Raw genomic sequence first — 22106 nt, 5'->3', positions numbered from 1 at the left:
GTATCTAAATTTTAGTTGTTATTATTTAGTCGTCTATTCTCTCTCAAATTTTTCACTTTACTTTATTTCACTTTACTCTACTCTGCGTTTGAAGAACCAACGTTCATTAAACGTAAGTCCTATGCTCACGCGGAATATATTTTCATTTAACATATTCATTTCTTTTCCTTTCACGTGAACAAATTGTCCACTAATGCTAAGGATAGAGCGCGAACGAGGAACAGGCAAACCAAAACCAGCTGTTACACCAAATTCGGTTGAAGCCTTTTTACCCTCAATCTTATAATACGGTGTGGAATAAAAAGCTCCCACACGATATTTTACATGGGCGAGATAGGAACGTCCCAACAAATTAGGGATATATTCCGCACCCACAGATATTCTTGAACGATCACAAAAGGCATACGTCTCATCAAAACTCTGACGTAAATCCTCATCACTCGTTGCAAGAGATGACTTTACCTTTGACCATTTCTGTAGGCTATAATCCATACCTACTGTCAGGCGTCTGTCATATTTATAAGTAACTCCGACTCCAAAAATATTAGGGGTCTCCAATGTTGCGTCCGGAGTTACAGTAGTGATCGTACTAACCTGTCTAGTGACTGTAAAATCATTTTTCAGGCTCTTCTTCGGAGTATAAACTGCACCAAAAGTCATCAACCCTTTTTCATTGAGCTTTTGTGTATATTGCACACCGAAATCCAACTTATAATCCGAAACGGATGTCAATGTACTTTCTTGATATGAAAAAGCACTGGACTCGTTCGGAAAGAATTGATTGCGTATACGAGTAATATCACCCCAAAAATAAGACACATTCATACCTACCGACAAGTTCTTCAACACTTTCACTCCCAGTCCGACATACAATTGGTGTAAACCACCATCGCCTGTAAAGCTTCTACTATATTGCAATCCGTTATCTGTAGTCTTTGTATCCGACACCGAATATCCAACACTTGAATATGGCAACAAACCAATACTCATCGCCATCCATGGCTGCAAACGAAATTGCATGGCAAGATAATCTAAACTGGAATTCTTTGCATTTAGTTTCACATCTCCGCTGCTAATGTTCATATTCTGCATAGTAACACCCCCTTCAAACAGGAATGTTAACGAATCAATAGCTGTATACGAAGCAGGATTCAGCACATTGATCTGCGCTCCATCCCGGAGTCCGTAAGCAATTCCTCCCATTGCCTTGCTGTTTCCAAAATACTGGTCAGACAAATCGCCGAAGCCATATCGTGTATAAGGAGAGTTTGTATTATTCTGGGCAATTGCCATTCCGGTAATCATTGTGAGCAAAAGCGCACAAATCGTGTGTTTATATCCTATCATTATTATAGTTTAAAATTCTATTTAATCCTTTCAACACTAAAAATCTATCTGCAAAGATGACACTTTTTACGTTGGTTTCAAAAGAAAATTCATCTCCGCCCGTTAAAAAAACCAAAAGTTCAGGATATTTATGCTTCATAGACTCAATATAACCTGAAATCTCATATTCAATCCCTTTCAACACTCCTGCCCGCATAGCAGACTCGGTATCCTTTCCCATCGGGAGTTTACGCCCATTGGAGTCTATCAACGGCAAGCGTCCGGTAAACTGATGCAGAGCTTTGAAACGCATCTGCATACCCGGAGATATATTGCCACCATGATATTGTCCTTTTGAATCAATAAATTCATACGTAATACAAGTCCCGGCATCAACCACTAAGATATCCTTATCGGGAAATTGTTCATTGGCCCCTACTACGGCAGCCATACGATCGTATCCCAATGTTTCGGGAGTTTCGTATAAATTAACGACTGGCAATGGAGTTTGATGATTTAACCACAACAGAGGAAACGATAATGCAGCTAGATCTGCCAAAACCTGCTCATTCAAATCAATGACAGTAGCAACAATTCCTTGTTCTATCGGATATTGGGCACAAAGCTTAGCCAAACAACCCAATGAATGATTGGATTCGGTTAGCACCTCGACCATATCATTATTGTCGAAAAGTGCTACTTTAGCCATTGTATTTCCTATGTCAATAATTAAATTCAATGCTTTTCCTTCTTTTGCGGGCGCAAAGGTAAAGCAAAAAAAGAGAACTAAAAGCATCTAAAGAGAATTATCTTTCCAAATGTATTTTTTCAATATCAAAAACTGCCTATTTTTCACAAAATCGAACTATATATTTATCTATACTGCAACATTTATCAATTATGATTGTTTCGGCATGCGTTTTTAATCATTTTAAATTACACACAAACTCATTAGTTATCGGACGATTATAAGCTATTCGAGACTGTTTCGTATGAGTTTCATAAAAACAACAATTTTTAAAGAAAAACAGAGTCTCTAAATACATTAAACAGAAGCTCTGTTTCACAAAAGCAGAACCTCTATTTATACAAAACGGAGCCTCTCTTTTTCACGAATCCAACTATTCTTTGTATCTTCGCCGCGAAGATAAAACAGGCACTTTTTTATGAAACAGACTATTTTATATATGTTGATTCCTTTTTACTTGTTATTTCTACCCTACGGACAGGCGAAAGCAAGTAACGATTCCATTCGGGTGAGTCTTTTGACATGTGCTCCCGGAGAGGAAATTTATTCTTTATTCGGACATACAGCTATCCGTTACGAGAACCCGGCACAAGGAATTGATGTCGTTTTTAATTATGGTATATTCAGCTTTAACGTACCTAATTTCGCACTCCGTTTTTCGCTCGGTGAAACAGACTACCGACTGGGAGCAAGTGATTATGACAGCTTTGTAGCCGAATATACAAGTGACAACCGCAGTGTATGGCAACAGACCCTAAATTTGAATGAGGAGGAAAAAGCCCATCTTTTCAATCTCTTGGAAGTAAATTATCGCCCGGAAAACCGTATCTATCGCTATAATTTTTTCTATGATAATTGCGCTACCCGTCCACGTGATAAAATAGAAGAATGTATCACAGGCAAAGTTATTTATCCCGAAGCCCCTCAGGATGGTTCCCGTTCTTTTCGGGATATTATCCACCAGTATTGCAAAGGTCATCCATGGTCACGTTTCGGTATAGATTTCTGTATCGGCAGCGAAGCCGATCGCCCGATCAGCCGACGACAGATGATGTTTTCTCCGTTCTATCTGATGAATTTCTTCGCTAATGCAAAGATAGATCATGACGGACAACAGCGCCCACTTGTTACATCCACAGAAACAATTGTCGACGTGGTGCCTGATAGGAACAAGAACGGTTGGCCCCCTACCCCTCTGCAATGCACGTTACTCGTGTTTATAGTAACCGCTGCCGTTACCATCTACGGCATCCGCAAGAAAAAAGGACTTTGGGGATTTGATCTTATCTTATTCGGTATTGCCGGTCTTGCAGGATGCATACTTGCTTTCCTTGCTTTATTTTCAGAACATCCGGCTGTCAGTTCAAACTATCTGCTGTTTGTATTTCATCCGGGACAACTTTTATTCCTTCCCTACATTATATATTGTATCCGAAAAAGGAAAAAATGTTGGTATATGACTTTAAATGCCATTGTTTTAACATTATTTATAGTGCTTTTTCCACTCATTCCGCAAAGAATTGACTTTGCTGTCGTACCTTTGGCACTCAGTTTGCTGATACGTTCAGCGAGCAACATGATTTTGAATTATAAAAAGAAATAATGAAAGGACTACTAACTTCTCTTATCACCGTACTCACATTCACAGGGCTACAGGCTCAGTCTCTTCCCGCTTCTCCCAAGTTAGTGGTAGGATTGACTATTGATCAATTACGTACGGACTATCTGGAAGCTTTTTCCTCACTTTACGGAGACAGAGGATTCAAGCGAATCTGGAAAGAGGGAAGAGTATTCTGCAACGCTCAATTTACTTTTAACAACGTAGATCGCGCTTCTGCGATTGCTGCTATATATACCGGTACAACACCTTCTCTCAATGGAATTATTTCCAACCAATGGATGGATGTTTCCACTTTGCGACTGGTAAATAGTACGGATGATACCGCATATATGGGATACTACGGAGACATGACTTGTGCTCCGACAAAGCTTTTGACTTCTACTATTTCCGACGAACTGAAAATAGCCACTCAAGGTCAGGGACAGGTATATGCCATTGCTCCTAGCTGTGACGCAGCCATATTCTCCGGCGGACATGCCGCTAACGGAGCTTTTTGGCTTAACCCAAATACCGGAAAATGGAGTGGAACCACATATTACGGAGAATTTCCATGGTGGGCAAGCCAATATAATGATCGCCAAGCTATTGATTTCCGCATCTCCAGTATTATCTGGGAACCGGTTTTTCCTAAAATGATGTACACATTCCTGCCAGATTGGCGGGATGAAGCATTCAAATATAAATTTGACGACGACCGTCAAAACAAATTCAGAAGATTTATCACAAGCCCTTTTGTAAACGATGAAGTGAATATGCTGGCAGATGAAGTCATGACCAAAGCACTTCTGGGTACGGATGACATTACTGACTTACTGTCACTGACATATTACGCAGGCAACTACGCGCATAAATCCGTACAGGAATGTGCCATGGAAATACAAGACACCTATGTTCGTCTGGACCGCAGTATCGCCAATCTATTGGACATTCTGGATAAAAAAGTAGGTTTACAAAACGTGCTGATTTTCATCACTTCTACCGGATATACAGACAGTGAATCAACGGATTCGGGGGTGTATAAGATTCCTACCGGGGAGTTCCACCTGAATCGTTGTGCTGCCCTGCTGAATATGTTCCTGATGGCTACTTACGGCGAAGGAAAATATGTAGAAGCTTATTACGATCAACAGATTTACCTGAATCACAAATTACTGGAACAAAAGCAACTGAACCTAATAGAAGTACAGGAGAAGTCTGCAGAATTCCTGATACAGTTTAGTGGAGTAAATGAAGTATATTCTGCCCACAGACTCCTACTGGGAGCATGGACTCCAGAAATTTATAAGATACGTAATGGTTTTCATCGTCAACGCTCGGGAGACCTGGCAATCGATGTGCTCCCGGGATGGACCATTGTCAATGAAGATACCAATTCAAGTAAGGTTGTACGTCATTCGTACGTACCTTCTCCGCTGATTTTCATTGGTCACTCAGTGAAACCGGCTATCATACAGACACCTGTAACAATAGACCATATTGCGCCAACTCTGGCTAATTTCATGCGCATACGGGCACCAAATGCCTGTACAGCAGCTCCTATTACCGATATCCGGTAAAAATTTCCCCGCAAAAACAAGGCGTAAAGTATAAATAAATCAGCATTTTAATGTAACTTTGCGCACGTTATCTCAGTACGATAAATAATAAACATAATAATACAAATGGGATTTAATGAAATTTTAAGCTCGATTTTTGGAAATAAATCCACTCGAGACATGAAAGAAATCAAACCCTGGGTAGAGAAGATCAAAGCTGCTTACCCTGAGGTTGAAGCACTTGACAATGACGCTCTACGTGCCAAAACGCTAGAACTCAAGCAATATATCTATGACTCGGCTAGCGCTGAACGTGCGAAAGTGGAAGAATTGAAAGCAAGTATCGAAAGCATAGAGCTGGAAGATCGTGAAGAAGTTTTCGCTCAAATAGACAAGATAGATAAAGAAATTCTGGAGAAATACGAAAAGGCACTGGATGAAATATTACCGGTGGCTTTCTCTATCGTAAAAGCAACAGCCAAACGTTTCGCTGAAAATCCGGAAATCGTAGTTACTGCTACCGATTTTGACCGCGAACTGGCTGCATCAAAAGACTTTGTACGTATCGAAGGGGATAAAGCTATTTACCAGAATCACTGGATGGCTGGTGGTAACGATACATTGTGGAACATGGTTCACTATGATGTACAGTTATTCGGTGGTGTGGTTCTGCACAAAGGTAAAATTGCGGAAATGGCAACCGGTGAAGGTAAAACCCTTGTGGCTACCCTCCCTGTGTTCTTGAATGCATTGACCGGAAACGGTGTACATGTAGTAACTGTGAATGACTATCTGGCGAAACGTGACTCCGAGTGGATGGGACCGCTTTATATGTTCCATGGATTAAGCGTAGATTGTATCGACCGTCACCAGCCGAACTCTGATGCTCGTCGTCAGGCTTATCTAGCCGATATCACATTTGGTACTAACAACGAATTCGGTTTCGACTACTTGCGTGACAATATGGCGATCAGCCCGAAAGACCTTGTACAACGCCAGCACAACTATGCTATTGTCGATGAGGTAGACTCTGTATTGATTGACGATGCCCGTACTCCGTTGATTATTTCCGGTCCAGTCCCTAAAGGCGACGACCAATTGTTCGAACAACTTCGTCCACTAGTGGAACGACTTGTAGAAGCACAAAAGGTATTGGCAACCAAATATCTGTCTGAAGCGAAGAGACTGATTGCCTCGGATGATAAAAAAGAGGTTGAAGAGGGATTCCTTGCATTATACCGTAGCCACAAATGTTTGCCGAAAAACAAGGCATTGATTAAGTTCCTCAGTGAACAGGGAATCAAAGCCGGAATGTTGAAGACAGAAGAAATCTACATGGAGCAAAATAACAAACGTATGCACGAGGTTACTGACCCGTTGTATTTTGTTATTGAAGAAAAGCTGAACAGCGTAGATTTGACTGATAAGGGGGTAGATTTAATTACCGGTAATTCAGAAGATCCGACTTTATTCGTACTTCCTGATATCGCAGCACAGCTTTCTGAACTGGAAAATGTGCCGGGACTGACAGAAGAACAGAAACTGCAAAAGAAGGATGAGTTACTGACCAACTACGCTATTAAATCAGAACGCGTACATACAATCAATCAGCTACTGAAAGCTTACACCATGTTCGAAAAAGACGACGAATACGTAGTAATCGACGGACAGGTGAAGATTGTAGACGAACAAACCGGACGTATCATGGAAGGTCGCCGTTATTCTGACGGATTGCATCAGGCTATCGAAGCTAAGGAACGTGTGAAAGTGGAAGCTGCAACGCAGACATTTGCTACAATCACATTGCAGAATTACTTCCGTATGTATCATAAGCTTTCCGGTATGACCGGTACTGCCGAAACGGAAGCCGGTGAGCTTTGGGATATCTACAAACTCGATGTAGTTGTTATTCCAACCAACCGCCCAATTGCTCGTAAAGATATGAACGACCGCGTTTACAAGACTAAACGTGAGAAATATAAAGCTGTTATCGAAGAGATCGAGAAACTAGTTCAAGCCGGACGCCCGGTATTGGTGGGTACTACCTCGGTAGAAATCTCAGAGATGTTGAGCAAAATGCTTACAATGCGTAAGATTGAACACAACGTATTGAATGCTAAACTGCACCAAAGAGAAGCTGATATTGTTGCCACAGCCGGTATGAGCGGAACAGTAACCATTGCTACCAACATGGCCGGTCGTGGTACCGACATCAAGCTGAGCCCGGAAGTAAAAGCGGCAGGTGGTCTTGCCATCATCGGTACAGAACGTCATGAGTCACGTCGTGTAGACCGCCAGTTACGTGGTCGTGCAGGACGTCAAGGTGACCCAGGTTCTTCTGTATTCTTTGTATCATTGGAAGATGATCTGATGCGTTTGTTCTCTTCCGACCGTATTGCCAGTGTTATGGATAAACTTGGTTTCCAGGAAGGCGAAATGATTGAGCACAAAATGATCTCTAATTCTATTGAACGTGCACAGAAGAAAGTAGAAGAAAACAACTTCGGTATCCGTAAACGTTTGCTGGAATATGATGATGTGATGAATAAGCAACGTACAGTTGTCTATACAAAACGCCGTCATGCCTTGATGGGTGAACGTATCGGTATGGATATCGTAAACATGGTTTGGGACCGTTGTGCAAACGCTATCGAAAACAACGATTACGAAGGCTGCAAGATGGAAATGCTTCAGACATTGGCTATGGAATGTCCGTTCACAGAAGACGAATTCCGTAACGAGAAGAAAGAGGTAATGGCAGAAAAGGCTTTCGCAATGGCAATGGAGAACTTCAAACGGAAAACAGACCGTTTGGCTCAGATCGCTAATCCCGTTATCAAACAGGTTTATGAAAACCAGGGACAAATGTATGAGAACATCTTGATTCCTATCACAGATGGTAAACGTATGTACAATATCTCTTGTAACCTGAAGACTGCTTATGAAACTGAGTCTAAGGAAGTAGTTAAGTCGTTCGAGAAATCAATTCTGTTACATGTTATCGATGAAGCATGGAAAGAAAACTTACGTGAACTGGACGAACTGAAACACTCTGTACAGAACGCTAGTTACGAACAGAAAGATCCGTTGTTGATTTACAAATTGGAGTCTGTTACATTGTTTGACGCAATGGTAAACAAGATCAATAACCAGACAGTCTCTATCTTAATGCGCGGACAGATTCCTGTACAGGAAGCTCCTGATGAACAAGCTCCACGACGTGTGGAAGTTCGCCAGGCTACTCCGGAACAACGTCAGGATATGAGCAAATACCGCGAACAAAAACAAGATCTTAATGATCCGAACCAACAAGCTGCCGCTAGCCAGGATACCCGCGAACAACAAAAACGCGAACCGATACGTGCAGAAAAAACAGTAGGACGTAATGATCCTTGTCCATGCGGCAGTGGCAAGAAATACAAAAACTGTCACGGAAAAAATGCTTAGTTTATGAATAGCTAAGTATGCCCTATTCGTGACTGAAAAAAAAGAAAGCCTCAAACAGTTTTTAACCGTTCGAGGCTTTCTTTTATTCATTTAAAATAGTATCTTTGTTTAAACTTAACTACTAAATATTCGGCACTATGGCAAAATTAGATTCATTGGCATTTGCCTGCATATTCGTACTATTCTTTGGCAGTTGCCAAAGTTTGGAACAAATCCCTATCGAATATGTACATCCTGCGGAAATATCCTTCCCGCCTGAACTTCAGAAAGTGGCTATAGTGAACAACTGTAGTACTCCACCAGACAGTGCATTGATTTTGGCAGCTTCTGCTCCGGAAAGTATATTTAAAATGATGCATATGAAAGGTGCCTCAGCTTATGCTAACGGCGATCCCCGAATTGTAGCCGAATCCCTCGCTGCAGAAATTGCAAGCCAAAACTATTTTGAAACAGTTGTTATCTGCGATTCTGCCTTACGAGCTAATGATAGAATCCCTCGTGAAAGCACATTAAGTCAGGAGGAGGTTCGTACATTAACATCGAATTTAGGAGTAGATTTCATTATTGCAGTGGAAGGTGTACGGTTTATAACTGGAAGATCAGTCTATTATCCGGATGATTATGGTATCTATGAAGTGGCAATAGATCTAAAAGCTTTTCCCACTATAAGAATATACCTCCCTACGCTAAAGAAACCGATGAACACTATCACAGCTACCGACAGTATTTATTGGGAAGAAATTGGTACGAAAGAACAAATAAACGCACGAATGATTTCGGAAGAACAAATACTAAAAGAAGCTGCTGAGTTTGCAGGTACGATTCCTGTTAAATATTTAATCCCGTACTGGAGAAAAGACGCTCGCTTTATTTATACGAATGGGTCCATACAAATGCGTGATGCTAGCGTTTATGTACATGAAGGCTCATGGGATGATGCCTATAAGCTTTGGCTAGAAGCGTTCAATGGTACAAAAAGAAAAAAGAAAAAAATGAAAGCAGCTATCAACATCGCTGTTTATTACGAAATGAAAGATAGCATTGCCAAAGCAGTGGAATGGGCAACCATAGCACAAAAAATTGCCAAAAAAATCGACAAGGTAGATCAAATGAAAGATAGTATGAATGTAAATTTGAGAGATATTCCCAATTTCTATCAAACGTCACTCTATGTCACCGAATTAAATAAAAGATATGACTCATTAACTAAGATAAAAATGCAAATGAGTCGATTTAATGATGATTTTTAAAAAAATCATGCAGCAATTATTATTTTTTTCATACCTTTGAACTAACAAAAAGAAGGAATCCCATGAAATTGAGCCAACAATCACTATCTACCATCGAATCGGCTATCCAAAAGGCAGTCGGTAAATATGTATGTGGCTGTGAACAGACAGTCGTAACAGATATTCATTTGCAACCCGACCAGACATCTGGACGACTCAACATTTTTAATGACGATGATGAAGAACTAGCTGACGTGATGATTGAGGAATGGGCCACTTATGAAGGTGATGATTTTATGGATAATGTAGAACCTATCCTGCGCAATCTTCTTTGTAGAATGAAAAATGCCGGTGATTTTGAAAAGGTATCGATTTTAAAGCCTTATTCATTTGTATTGGTAGACGAAGAGAAGGAAACTGTAGCCGAATTGTTGCTGGTCGATGATGATACTTTATTAGTCAGTGATGAACTACTAAAAGGTCTGGACAAAGAATTGGATGATTTTCTGAAAGAGTTGTTGGAGAAATAAAAAAGACCACAATATAGTGATCGCCGGAAAAAATACTCTATTTACTTCCGGCGATTTTATTTTTCACTGATTATCATCTGTTCTAAGAGTCTGGCCGACTTACTCTATAAGGCAAAATAAACCAAAAAGTAGAACCTTTCCCTTCTTCCGACTTTACTCCGATCTTACCACCCAACCGTTCTACAATCATACTACAAATAGAAAGTCCTAAGCCTGTCCCCTGAATAAACGGATTATATTTTACAAAACGTTCAAAAACATGCTCACATTGTTCATGTGACATTCCACAACCTGTATCGGAAACATAAAAATAGATATTATTAGCATCCTCTTTACGATATCCCATACATATAGAGCCACTTTCTGTAAATTTGATAGCATTCACAACAAAATTGGACATCAACTGCATCAATCGATTCTTGTCTACATATAAACTACATTCCGGCAAACGTTCAGTAAATATAATACTCACCTTATTTCCCTTTAAACGCAATTTCATACTTTGTTCAATCTCTTCCATGACTTGGTTCACATCTATCAACGAAGGATAAAAATCAAAAGTACCCGCTTCAATCTTCGACATATCAAGGATATCGTTTATCAACTGAAGCAGCAAATTCGTATTTGTTTCAATGATATCAGTATATTCACGCATTTCTTTTTTGTCTTCTACATCCGGCAGCATATTGGCAAAACCCACAATAGCATTCAACGGAGTACGTATCTCATGACTCATATTTGCTAAAAAAGCCGATTTCAACTTATTAGCCTGCTCTGCCTTCTCCATTGCATCTCTAAAACGATCATATGCTTTCCGAAGAATGTGAATGTAATAGGAAATAGCAGCTATCAGAATGAGTACGATCACCAGACAAGACAGGATAACAGTCCTGTATTGTTCAAAGAAAGTTTTAGGTGAGTTAATATAAACAGCGTTACCCGGATAACGATAAGAGGGAATATTATGAGATTCAAGTACAGGATAACAAAGATACGCATTTTCCTTGCCACCTACGCTCTCCGGAATATCCCGTGCTTGCTCACCGGATAATATCCGATTTAATATACCTAACAATGAATCTCCAAAAGATTCTGCCGAAACATAATAACCTCCGGCAAAAGTATTATTAGACAAATCTTCGGATGAGAGAAGAAACAGAGGTGAAGGAGTAAAATTAGTAATGATATCCTGAATATGATCGAAAAGATAATTATTATCATCCTTATTATGAGACTCAAACCAAGAATAATATATAATTCCGGTATTCGCTTTATAGCTACGTAAAGTATCTAACAATAATTCTGTAGACATTTCTGTAGTTGATAACAAATCTAATGTCAAATCAGGGAAGTTTGCCTTTACTGCATCTTTCACATCTCCACGAGTTTCTTCGCTGATATAACGATCATCGGAGATAAATGCAAGACGCTCCATCTCAGGTATCAACTGATACATCAGGTCTACCGTTTCCTTGACATAATAATGCTGCGTTAAAGTAGTAAGGTTATATCCCTGCCTCCACTTTTCAGCCGGAACACTGTTTGCTTCCGTTAATGAAGCATGTGAAAGCAATATGTCCATTGTAGCGGGCAAACGGTCACGAGAATTGGTTATAATTACCGGAACTTCTTTCCATATATCGTCAAAAAGTTCCCTGCAAACAATCCACCCGGGATCTCCGATCATAACAACCGCCGTAGGAGGAAAGGGATATTTCTGTCGTAAATAAGTGACCATAGCTTTCACTTCCACTGTATCAATCAAAGCCGGAACAGACAATGATTCCGCTTTTACCGATATACCCTTGCTCCGAAGTTGATCATGTACATACCAATAAAAATTTTTAGCCCAAGGAAGATTAAAATTGATGGAATTCAAAACCAGTATCTCTTTTTCAGATTGCCCGTTACGAGCTGATGCAGTCAGAAAGGTTCCTCCCAGAAGAAAGAACAAGCCATAAAAGACGGCAATTCTCAGTACTTGTTTCATTCGTGTTGTAATAAATAGATTAGCAAAGATAGTATTATTTTCTTATCTAAAAAAGAAAGGCACCTCAAATTCCTGAGGTGCCTCTTATTTACACATTATTAAGTATCAAATCATTATGATTTTTTTAGTGCAGCAATACTTTCTTTTAAAGAACTGATAATACTTTCTGCATCTGCCTGTTTCTTACGTTCAAGTTCAAGTACAGCTGCCGGAGCATTATTTACAAACTTCTCATTACTCAATTTCTTCATGACTCCCTGCAAGAAACCTTCCTTATGTTTCAGTTCAGCTTCCATACGGGCGATTTCAGCTTCCACATCAATCATATTTCCCAATGGAACTGCATATTCGGCCGTTCCTACCATAAAGGAGGAAGCTCCTTCTGCTTTAGAGGTAACCACCTCGATAGATGAAAGGTTACACATCTTTTGAATAACCGCATTGAACGCAGCTACCGGATTTTCTCCTACAACCTGCAGTTCGAGTGCCTCTTTCTGTGCTATGTTCTTTTGAAGGCGAATACTACGGATATTACTAATCACTTCTTTCACTACTTCAAACTGCTGAACAATCTCTGTATCTACATAAGTATCCAAAGTCAAAGCACTTACCATTAAACTTTCGCCCTCTTCCGCATTACGTTCATACATCTGTTGCCATAATTCTTCTGTAATGAACGGCATAAACGGATGGAGCAAATGAAGCAGATTATCTAAGAAACAAAGCGTAGCATTATGAGTACAACTATCGATACCTTGTCCATAAGCCGGTTTTATCATTTCCAGATACCAGGAAGAGAACTCATCCCAGAACAACTTATACACAGCCATCAATGCTTCACTCAAACGGTATTTACTAAACAGATCCGCCATCTCGGCAGCTACCTCATTTTGTTTGGATTCAAACCATTGGGTAGCCAGATTAGCAGCCTCCGTAGGTACCAGCGTCTTATCTACCTGCCAACCTTTAATTAAACGGAAAGCATTCCATATCTTATTGCAGAAGTTACGCCCTTGTTCGCAAAGCGCATCATCAAAAAGAATATCATTTCCGGCAGGAGCTGAAAGCATCATACCCATACGTACACCATCAGCACCGTATTTCTCTATCAGTTCCAACGGATCAGGAGAGTTACCGAGGGATTTGGACATCTTCCGTCCCAATTTATCGCGAACGATACCTGTGAAGTAAACATTCTTAAACGGCATCTTTCCTTCATATTCGTAACCTGCCATAATCATACGTGCCACCCAGAAGAAGATGATATCCGGTCCCGTTACCAAATCACTTGTCGGATAATAGTAATTGATCTCTTCATTTCCCGGATTGTTGATTCCATCAAACAGAGAGATAGGCCACAACCAAGAAGAGAACCAAGTATCCAGACAGTCTTCATCCTGACGGAGATCTTCTATTTTCAAGTTAGCATTGTTTGTCTTTTCTTTAGCCTTCGCCAGTGCTTCTTCAGGGGTCGAAGCTACAACATAGCCCCCTTCCGGTAAGAAGTATGCGGGAATACGATGTCCCCACCACAACTGACGGCTGATACACCAGTCTTTGATGTTTTCCATCCAGTGACGGTAAGTATTCTTATACTTAGCAGGATAGAACTTCAGTTCATCATTCATGACCGGAGGCAATGCCATTTCTGCAAAATGCTGCATTTTGAGAAACCACTGCATAGACAGTTTAGGCTCAATCACAACATTAGTACGTTCTGAATACCCAACTTTATTCGTGTATGCTTCTGTTTTCTCCAATAAATTCGCAGCTTCAAGATCTTTCTCTATCTGCTTACGAACATCGAAACGATCCATACCGATATACATTCCGGCAGCTTCGCTCAATGTACCGTTATCATTGAAAATATCGATAGTAGGCAGATTATATTTTTCTCCCAACATATAGTCATTCACATCGTGAGCCGGGGTCACCTTCAAACAACCGGTACCGAATTCGATGTCTACATAATCATCTTCAATCACAGGAATGACACGATTTACCAACGGAACAATCACTTTCTTGCCTCTCAACCATTGATTCTTTGGATCATTCGGATTTATACACATCGCCGTATCACCCATGATCGTTTCAGGACGGGTAGTTGCTACAACTGCATAACGACCTTCCGGATCACCTTCTACTTTATAACGGAGATAATACAGTTTGCCATGCTCCTCTTTATAAATAACTTCTTCGTCAGAAAGAGCCGTCAAAGCTTTCGGATCCCAGTTCACCATACGGACACCGCGATAAATCAATCCTTTATCAAATAGATCGACAAAAACCTTTATTACACTTTCACTACGCTTTTCGTCCATTGTGAAAGCAGTACGTTCCCAGTCACAAGAGGCACCGAGTTTACGAAGTTGTTTCAGAATAATACCTCCATGTTCGTCTGTCCATTCCCATGCATGTTTCAGGAACTCATCACGAGTCAAATCCGTTTTCTTGATACCTTGGGCAGCAAGTTTGTTCACCACTTTGGCTTCCGTAGCAATAGATGCATGGTCTGTTCCCGGTACCCAGCAAGCATTTTTACCTTCCATACGGGCATGACGAACTAAAATATCCTGAATGGTATTATTAAGCATGTGTCCCATGTGGAGCACACCTGTGACGTTAGGAGGCGGAATGACGATGGTGTAGGGTTCACGACCATCGGGTTTCGAACTAAATAAACGGTGTTCCATCCAATACTGGTACCACTTTCCCTCCACGTCAGCGGGATTGTACTTACTTGCTAATTCCATGTTGTTTTATATATAATATGATAGTTTCGAAAAATAACGGGTGCAAAATTAATAATTTTAATTCAAATCTGACCACCCTTAGGCTGATTCTGTGGACGGAAAGAGAATTTATATCCCTCATAAACAGCAATTACATAAAATAAGGTACTCATAGAGACCAAATTTTCTTCTATTATTGAAAAGACTGTTTTAAAATCAGCTTGTGTTAAAACTTCAAAGAAAGGCATATCATACTCTCGAGAGGCAAATCCAATAATAGAAAAAAAATCCCCCAAGACACAGCTTATCAAAGCCAAAGCTCCACCTATAATTCCGAAAATTGGACGTATCCCTTTTCCTTGTCGCATGGCAAAACCTACAACCAATCCGATAGCAATTGCCATATATCCAATTTGATAGCCTGTAGAAACAGAAACCAGTCCCCATGCCACCGCTCCGACCAAACTAGCGATTATAGCCAGCAAAAGTCCTTTCAGTAGATTTTCTTGAGCAAGTAGCTCTTCTCTTGTCATCGTTACCGGAAAATCCTCCGGTTTAGGGGGAGCCATTTTGGTTAGTTCTTCATCGTTCTCAAAATTTTCACACTCTTCTTCAAAAGCTGGAAATTCTCTGGAACGCTTGCAAACGAGTCCCTTTCCATTGACGAAATCACGTGATACACAATTTCGGCAATACTTTTCAATTTCTTCTGTAGTAGCCATCTTTTAATTCCGTTTATGGTTAACAATCGAATTAGTATTAACAGTTTTTTTGCAAATATAGAGGTATTTTTTCGCGTTACATTTATTAATTGTCTGATTCTCCGCAAACACACCTAATATTTTTAGTATATTAGCGCTCAAAAAGCAGGGATTATGAACATATTCAGTTTTACGGCTCATTTCGGTTCGGAGGAAGATTGTCGTTTGCATTTCAAGGAGCAGCGTGATAAGGAAGGGGTTGTCTGCAAGCGATGCGGGGGCACTTCCCATTATTGGTTACAGGGTAAATGGAGTTATGAATGCAAAGGTTGCCGTTTCCGCACCTCGTTGCGCAGCGGTACGATCATGGAGAGCTCCAAGCTGCCGTTTCTGGTGTGGTACAAAACGATGTTCCTGATGAGTTGCACAAAAAAGGGATTCTCCACCAACGAACTCCAGAAGCAATTAGGATTGAAGCGTTACGAACCGGTATGGGCGATGGTACACAAACTCCGCAGGGCGATGGGCAACCGGGATGCAAGGTATACACTGGAAGGGATGATAGAACTGGATGAGGGTTACTTTTCGGTGGCCAGTAAGGAAATCGAGCGAGGCAAGGGTACACGTGGCCGGGGAGCCGAGGGAAAGCAGAACGTTGCGGTGATGGCCGAAAGCACCCCGTTGGAAGATATCGAAACGGGCAAAAAGGAGAAGCATGTGCGTTATTTCAAGGCCAGGGTACTGGATAGCCATCAAAGTGAAGGAATCAACGGCGTGGTCAGGGACTGCATGGAGGATGATGCCATCGTATTTTCGGACAAAAGCACTTCTTACGTTGACATCTCCGATCTGGTGGAATTGCACGTCACCGAGAAATCAGACGCCAAAACCACCAAGGAAACACTCAAATGGGTGCATATCGCAATCAGTAATGCAAAACGGACATTGCTGGGCAACTACCATAAAATCAAAAGGAAATACTTACAGTTGTATCTCAACGAGTTTATTTACAAATTAAACAGACGGTATTTTGGAGACAAACTCTTTGACAGACTAGTAATTGCGAATATAACAGGTGCATAAACGGATAATCAGAATTAATTGCATATTTTTGTTACTTCAAATCTTAATAAATAATGAAACGAAGGTTAAAAATTAGATATATCATTCTAGGAGTACTACTACTTCTCGTATGGATGACACAATGGATTCCTGCTCTGGCAACTATCTATTCTCAGAAAGTCTACCCGGGCATATCTTATGTTTTATCAGCATTTTCCAACATATTTCCTTTTGCAATAGGCGATCTGTTTATTTTTCTCAGCATTGTAGGTGTCATAGTATATCCTATATATGCCAAGATTCGAAAGAAATTATCCTGGAAGAAAATCTTGTTAAATGACATAGAATATCTTTTATGGATTTACGTATGGTTCTATCTGGCCTGGGGACTCAACTACTCACAAAAAAACTTTTACCAACGAACCGGAATTCCATATACGGCCTATACGCCGGAAAACTTCCAGACTTTTGTAGACGAATACATCACACAGCTAAACCGTTCATATACTCCTTTAAATAACATTAGCCAAGATTTAATTCGTAAAGAAAGTGTACGGTTATACAATCAGCTTAGTGACAGTCTTGGCGTTCACCGTCCACCGCACGCTAATCCCAAAGTAAAAACAATGCTGTTTACTCCATTTATTTCAATGGTAGGTGTAACCGGCAGCATGGGACCTTTCTTCTGTGAATTTACTTTGAACGGTGATCTACTTCCAATTAATTATCCGGCTACTTATGCTCATGAATTAGCTCATTTACTCGGTATTACTAGTGAAGCGGAAGCTAATTTCTATGCTTATCAAGTTTGTACTCGTGCGCAAGCAACAGGAATTCGTTTCTCCGGTTATTTTTCAGTACTCGACCATGTATTAAGTAATGCCCGAAGATTACTATCAGAGGAAGAATACACTACACTTTACAAACGTATCCGACCGGAAATTATTGAATTAGCCAAGCATAACCAAGCCTATTGGTCAGCTAAATATAGTCCCATTATCGGGGATATCCAAGACTGGATTTACGATCTCTACCTCAAAGGGAATAAGATCGGAAGTGGAAGACAGAATTATTCCGAAGTAGTAGGCTTACTGATCTCTTATCAAGAATCATTAAAAGATAAAGAGAAAAAGATTGAACAGAAAAATTAATCATAAAATAAAATAGAAACAAAATGTCACATACCAGACAAGAACAGATGGAAGCCTTCGGACGCTTCCTGGATATTCTCGATGAATTACGTGTAAAGTGTCCCTGGGATCGTAAACAGACCAATGAAAGTCTGCGTCCTAACACAATAGAAGAAACTTATGAGCTTTGCGATGCAATAATGAAAAATGACAAGCAAGATATTTGCAAAGAGTTGGGTGATGTACTTCTGCATGTTGCTTTCTATGCCAAGATAGGTTCAGAGACAGGAGATTTCGATATCAAAGATGTATGCGACAAACTCTGTGATAAATTAATCTTCCGCCACCCACACGTATTCGGAGAAGTAAAAGCAGAAACAGCCGGACAAGTATCCGAAAATTGGGAACAATTGAAACTGAAAGAAAAAGATGGTAATAAGAGCGTATTAAGTGGAGTTCCTGCCGCACTTCCTTCACTCATCAAAGCATACCGAATTCAGGATAAAGCACGCAATGTAGGTTTCGACTGGGAAAAGCGGGAACAAGTATGGGAGAAAGTAAAAGAGGAAATTGGTGAATTTCAGGAAGAAGTTGCCAATATGGATAAAGAGAAAGCGGAAGCAGAATTTGGAGATGTGATGTTCAGCTTAATCAATGCAGCACGCTTATACAAAATCAATCCTGACAATGCACTGGAACTTACAAACCAGAAATTTATACGCCGTTTTAATTATCTGGAAGAGCATACCATCAAAGAAGGAAGAAATCTCAAGGATATGTCACTCGAAGAAATGGATGCTATCTGGAATGAAGCAAAGAATAAAGGATTGTAAGTGTCAGCAAAAAAATTAACGCGTATTTAATCCATCCAGATCAAAATACGCGTTAATTATATGCTAATTATAATAATTTATCGGCCTCTCTTCGGATCATTTCCTCCACGATTCATAGCTTTCAGCATTTCTCTGTGAAAACGAGTTTCCGCACGTTGCACAAGAAATATCTTCTTCCAGGTTAGAATCTTTTTAAACTTATCCAGATAAGTTTTGTCCAAACGATCGGCTTCAATTCGATTATCACATATCTTCCCGATAATTTCTTCATATTGTGTTTCAGTAGCATTATCTTCTTTTCCCTTACGCATCAACGTCCAAGAATCATCATTCAACTTCTTCTTTTATCCTGAAGTTCAAAATAGAGTGGGAAAAACTTTGTTGCCTCCTCTTTTGTCAATCCTGCTTGTTCTATAATAAATGCTTTTTGCTTTGCCCTAAATTCATCAGGAGTCAAATGCTGCTCACATCCGTCGGCTGCCAAAAGAATGGGAACGAAACTACATAATAAAACGACTAAAGCAATTAATTTCTTCATTTTAAATATTCAAACTTTTAATTAATCATTCTACACTTGCGTCACTCAGATAAACATATAATGAATAGTCATCCAACATAGCACCTTCTACCGCAAAATCAATCATCTGATCGGACACAACTTCTGTTTCAGGTTCCGGTGCTACCACATCATTATTTACAGGCTTATGATCCGATGATGCGACCCGGATAATCAGGGCAGCCCCCACAAACATAGCTGCCATATATACTAACGGTTTTAGCCTTGTCCATGTGCTAACGGATTCATCCTTAAAAACAACTTTTTCTTTTTCAGGAAGTTTATCCATTACCTCTGAAGTCAAATTTTCAAAGTATCCTTCAGGAACTTTGAAGGAATGCTCCTTTCCAATTTTCTTCAATAGGATATCTTCTTCTTTCATACGTTTTTCTCCTCTCTTTTTGTTAGACGTAATGCAACTTAAAAGGTTTAATCAATCTCTTCGAAAAACTTTTCTATTTTCTTCACTGCGTGGTGATAAGAAGCTTTCAATGCTCCGACTGAAGTACCAAAAATCTCAGACATATCTTCATACTTCATTTCCTGATAATATTTCAAGTTAAACACCATCCGCTGTTTCTCGGGCAAAGACATCAACGCCTTCTGTAATAGTAGTTGTATCCGGTCACCGGAAAAGTAAGAATCACTTTCAAGATTTTGCACACTCATAGCTTCGGGATCATCAATAGCGACCGTATTGGCACGTTGTTTATTCAGAAAAGTAAGACACTCATTCAGTGCAATGCGATAAAGCCAGGTAGAAAGTTTAGCCTCAGCACGAAAATAATCAATGTTCGTCCATGCCTTAATAAAAGTATTTTGAAGGAGGTCGTTCGCATCTTCATGCGACAACACCATCCTACGTATCTGCCAATACAGTTGCTCACTGTATTGTGACACGATCATTTCAAATCCTTTCCGCTGCGTACTCTCCTCCTGAAGAAGCTCCAGCACTTCGCGTTCGTTATAAGGGGTCATAATTTCTTGTATTCTGTATTTTTGTTTATGGTTTCAATTCTGGTTATTCGTTGTTTCCAACAGAGATACAAAGGTTTTCTTTCGCCAAGATTGTCGCTGGAAAAATCCCTGACGCTTCTTCTAATAATATCTGTTCATTTTCATAACGTGCCGAAAAATGTCCGATTACTAATTGCTTGACTTCTGCTGCTCGGGCTATCTCTGCTGCTTGTGCAGCTGTTGAGTGAAACGTCTCTTTGGCTCTTGCTGCTTCGTTTTGAGCAAATGTAGCTTCATGAAATAACAAGTCTACTCCTTTTATCTGTTCTACTATCTCTTCCCGATAGCAAGTATCAGAACAATAAGCATACTTTCGTACCGGTGATGCAGGACGTGTCAGACGCGAATTGGCAACAGTCTCACCCTCAGGAGTCACATAATCTGCTCCATTCTTAATCCGGTTCAACTCATAGACAGGAATCTGATAGAAATCAATCATATCTCTGATAATGTGATTGGGACGTGGCTTCTCTTCGAACAGAAAACCGCAAGAAGGGATACGATGCCTCAATGGAATAGTAGTCACTGTAGCCGAACGGTCCTCATATATCAAAACGGGTTCGTGAGTTTCAAACTCATGAAAGAAAACCTGATACGTCAGCTTCTTGCAAAAGAAGTCTAGCAGTGGAGCAAATAATTCTTCCAAACCTTTCGGAGAATGAATATGTAAGTCAGCTGTACGTCCCAGTAACCCGAATGTAGATATCAACCCCAACAACCCAAAACAATGATCGCCATGTAAATGAGAAATAAAAATATGGTTCAACCGAGAGAACTTCAACCGGGATTTGCGTAACTGCATTTGCGCACCCTCGCCACAATCAATCATAAAAAGCTTTTCACGCAGATTCACAACCTGCGATGTTGCAAAGTGGCGGGTAGTAGGCAAAGCAGAGCCACACCCAAGTATATATAATTCGAATTTTTCCATACTATGCAAATATAGGTGATTTAAACTTCACAGCACCACTAACAAAGCAAAAAAATAATAATCACAGAAAAAAGGTACTCCGAAAACCGGGCTTTCTTTTTTTCGAAATGAATTTTAAGCAGGCTTAAAATTCATTGATTGATAACATGTTAGTAAATGGTGTAAGCACAGATTAAACTGTATAACCATTATTTCGCTGAGAGTCCTACTTTTTTCATGTAGGCTTCTGTAGGTTAATTAAGCTGACTTTATACCCGCTAATGCGAATTAAAAGTACCATTTAACTAACACATTATCATTTTATGTACACAATCAACATCCGGAGCAAACAAAATCCCAAGGAGCAGAAAAAGGTCAAGCTGGAGATGATATTCTTCCAAACCGGCTATGCCCGCGTGCCAAAAGTATTAAATATTACCGGTCTATTAAAGGACTGGGACGTCAAATCACAGAGTTTCCGTAACGATAGTACGGAAGCGGCTACCAAATACAAACTGTTGTTCAGTTTGCGTACCAAATACCTGCCTATAACCGATATGTGGAAATCGGAAGAACATAACTGGTCTCCGGTTCAACTTTCACATTGCTTTGGCGAGATGAAACAAACTCAGTCAGAGGTCAAAGTCAAATCGGTTCTTCAAATGACTGACTATTTCGAATCACATTTCAAAAAAGAAACGCAGATACACATGATACTATCTCTCTCTTTTCTCCTCCT

At 40.1% G+C, this 22106-nt stretch carries 16 protein-coding genes and 2 pseudogenes; 9 read left to right on the top strand and 9 right to left on the bottom strand.

Annotation, left to right across the window (positions count from 1 at the left end):
- Positions 1–72: 72 nt before the first annotated feature.
- Both bamG and EJF25_RS18380 read right to left on the bottom strand, forming a co-directional pair.
- On the bottom strand, positions 73–1347 hold the full coding sequence (gene bamG, locus EJF25_RS18385; RefSeq protein WP_125042293.1) for a BamG family beta-barrel-assembly machinery protein: 1275 nt from the start codon (positions 1345–1347) through the stop codon (positions 73–75).
- On the bottom strand, positions 1334–2122 hold the full coding sequence (locus EJF25_RS18380; RefSeq protein ID WP_200832941.1) for a type III pantothenate kinase: 789 nt from the start codon (positions 2120–2122) through the stop codon (positions 1334–1336). Before EJF25_RS18380 ends, bamG begins: the two co-directional genes overlap by 14 nt.
- 370 nt (positions 2123–2492) lie before the next feature.
- Here EJF25_RS18380 and lnb point away from each other — a divergent pair, with 370 nt between their 5' ends.
- The 5 genes from lnb to EJF25_RS18355 all read left to right on the top strand — a co-directional run bounded on the left by lnb (position 2493) and on the right by EJF25_RS18355 (position 10436).
- Positions 2493–3677, top strand: a complete 1185-nt coding sequence (lnb, locus tag EJF25_RS18375; protein ID WP_125042291.1) for a lipoprotein N-acyltransferase Lnb — start codon at positions 2493–2495, stop codon at positions 3675–3677.
- Complete coding sequence (locus EJF25_RS18370) at positions 3677–5251, top strand: alkaline phosphatase family protein (RefSeq protein WP_125042290.1); 1575 nt, start codon at positions 3677–3679, stop codon at positions 5249–5251. The genes lnb and EJF25_RS18370 overlap by 1 nt, the downstream gene beginning before the upstream one ends.
- Before the next feature lie 105 nt (positions 5252–5356).
- On the top strand, positions 5357–8677 hold the full coding sequence (gene secA, locus EJF25_RS18365; protein ID WP_125042289.1) for a preprotein translocase subunit SecA: 3321 nt from the start codon (positions 5357–5359) through the stop codon (positions 8675–8677).
- 137 nt (positions 8678–8814) lie between these two features.
- Positions 8815–9927 (top strand): DUF6340 family protein, encoded by a 1113-nt coding sequence (locus tag EJF25_RS18360; protein WP_125042288.1) that lies wholly within the window; start codon positions 8815–8817, stop codon positions 9925–9927.
- Positions 9928–9989: 62 nt separating this feature from the next.
- A complete protein-coding gene (locus tag EJF25_RS18355; protein ID WP_125042287.1) occupies positions 9990–10436 on the top strand; it encodes a hypothetical protein in 447 nt (148 codons plus the stop codon).
- 82 nt (positions 10437–10518) lie between these two features.
- Here the strand turns inward: EJF25_RS18355 and EJF25_RS18350 are convergent, their stop codons facing one another.
- From EJF25_RS18350 to EJF25_RS18340, 3 genes are all read right to left on the bottom strand, one after another.
- On the bottom strand, positions 10519–12426 hold the full coding sequence (locus EJF25_RS18350; protein WP_125042286.1) for a sensor histidine kinase: 1908 nt from the start codon (positions 12424–12426) through the stop codon (positions 10519–10521).
- Between the two features lie 113 nt (positions 12427–12539).
- Positions 12540–15179: a valine--tRNA ligase gene (locus EJF25_RS18345; protein ID WP_125042285.1), complete on the bottom strand. Its 2640-nt coding sequence runs from the start codon at positions 15177–15179 to the stop codon at positions 12540–12542.
- 62 nt (positions 15180–15241) lie between these two features.
- Entirely contained in the window at positions 15242–15880 is a 639-nt protein-coding gene (locus tag EJF25_RS18340; protein WP_125042284.1) for a hypothetical protein, read from the bottom strand.
- 153 nt (positions 15881–16033) lie between these two features.
- Here EJF25_RS18340 and EJF25_RS18335 point away from each other — a divergent pair, with 153 nt between their 5' ends.
- From EJF25_RS18335 to mazG, 3 genes are read left to right on the top strand one after another with little or no spacing between them, the layout of a single operon-like run.
- On the top strand, positions 16034–16942 hold the full coding sequence (locus EJF25_RS18335; protein WP_005807145.1) for an IS1595-like element ISBbi1 family transposase: 909 nt from the start codon (positions 16034–16036) through the stop codon (positions 16940–16942).
- Positions 16943–16995: 53 nt separating this feature from the next.
- Positions 16996–18072, top strand: coding sequence for a DUF3810 domain-containing protein (locus EJF25_RS18330; protein WP_125042283.1), 1077 nt, complete (start codon positions 16996–16998; stop codon positions 18070–18072).
- 23 nt (positions 18073–18095) lie between these two features.
- Positions 18096–18884 carry a nucleoside triphosphate pyrophosphohydrolase gene (mazG, locus tag EJF25_RS18325; RefSeq protein WP_125042282.1) on the top strand — a complete coding sequence of 263 codons (789 nt, stop codon included), beginning with the start codon at positions 18096–18098 and terminating at the stop codon, positions 18882–18884.
- Positions 18885–18961: 77 nt separating this feature from the next.
- Here the strand turns inward: mazG and EJF25_RS18320 are convergent.
- The 4 genes and pseudogenes from EJF25_RS18320 to EJF25_RS18305 all read right to left on the bottom strand — a co-directional run bounded on the left by EJF25_RS18320 (position 18962) and on the right by EJF25_RS18305 (position 21388).
- Positions 18962–19422 (bottom strand): annotated as a pseudogene (locus EJF25_RS18320) (hypothetical protein).
- Positions 19423–19447: 25 nt separating this feature from the next.
- Positions 19448–19822 (bottom strand): hypothetical protein, encoded by a 375-nt coding sequence (locus tag EJF25_RS18315; RefSeq protein ID WP_125042281.1) that lies wholly within the window; start codon positions 19820–19822, stop codon positions 19448–19450.
- A gap of 47 nt (positions 19823–19869) precedes the next feature.
- A complete protein-coding gene (locus EJF25_RS18310) occupies positions 19870–20418 on the bottom strand; it encodes an RNA polymerase sigma factor (RefSeq protein ID WP_125042280.1) in 549 nt (182 codons plus the stop codon).
- Between the two features lie 43 nt (positions 20419–20461).
- Positions 20462–21388: a ribonuclease Z gene (locus EJF25_RS18305; RefSeq protein WP_125042279.1), complete on the bottom strand. Its 927-nt coding sequence runs from the start codon at positions 21386–21388 to the stop codon at positions 20462–20464.
- Between the two features lie 302 nt (positions 21389–21690).
- On the opposite strand from EJF25_RS18305, the pseudogene EJF25_RS18300 reads away from it, so the two are divergent.
- Positions 21691–22106, top strand: a pseudogene (locus EJF25_RS18300) (phage integrase SAM-like domain-containing protein); the annotation flags it as partial.

Origin of the sequence: Bacteroides faecalis (genome assembly GCF_003865075.1) — a bacterium.
GTDB classification, from domain to species: Bacteria; Bacteroidota; Bacteroidia; order Bacteroidales; family Bacteroidaceae; genus Bacteroides; species Bacteroides faecalis.
The sequence above is the reverse complement of the archived record's forward strand: the minus strand, read 5'-3'. Positions and strand labels throughout refer to the sequence as shown.